Origin of the sequence: Thiolapillus sp. (assembly GCF_048562965.1) — a bacterium.
In the GTDB taxonomy this organism is placed as follows: Bacteria; Pseudomonadota; Gammaproteobacteria; order Chromatiales; family Chromatiaceae; genus Thiolapillus; species Thiolapillus brandeum_A.
In genome coordinates this window covers 1-558 of sequence record NZ_JBHNMF010001562.1, presented here as the reverse complement: position 1 = coordinate 558, position 558 = coordinate 1, and the positions used below count along the sequence as shown (strand labels likewise).

At 53.9% G+C, this 558-nt stretch carries 1 protein-coding gene; it reads right to left on the bottom strand.

What is annotated here, in order from left to right; all coding sequences use genetic code 11:
* The coding region (locus ACOCD2_RS25515) for a hypothetical protein (RefSeq protein WP_293680151.1) at positions 1-197 on the bottom strand (197 nt) is incomplete at its 3' end.
* Between the last annotated feature and the right edge of the window lie 361 nt (positions 198-558).

The following is a 558-nucleotide window of genomic DNA, read 5'->3' as shown; positions in this document are numbered from 1 at the left end:
GTGGGAATGCCCTCAGCAGTGAATCTGCGGAAGTCCCTGACGGTGTAGCCGAAGGGGAAATTGATGAAGAAAGGATAGTCTTTCACATAGCCATGGAAAGGCTTCTCCTGATTGGCCGTGTAAGGCACCGTCTTGCCCGGCATTTCTGCCTGTTCCGCAGTAAGGTTACCCGGATTCAGCAGATAGAATTCTTCCACGTCGGGCGCCGGCAGACCGAGGTCCGGTTCGAAGGGGAACGCCGCGAGAATACCGGGAGGATACAGTTTTTCATAGGCCAGAAAACCAATGGCCAGTCCCGTGGGTCCGCCCGCAATGTCCCAGAAATTGGACTTGAATATACCGTTGAGCAGATCGTTCTGATTGGTACTGGTCAGGGAATCCGTCGCGATGGGCGGCAGATTGGGCTTGTTCGGATCGATGATACAAGTGTGTCTTCAACCTCGTGATAGATTTTGGGACATCCCAGTCCCCAAAATCGACTCGGCCTTTGACAACCTATTGGTGCCCCAGCCGTCCTGGTCACCAAGCACTACGCAACAACTTCGCAAGCTCGTTGCT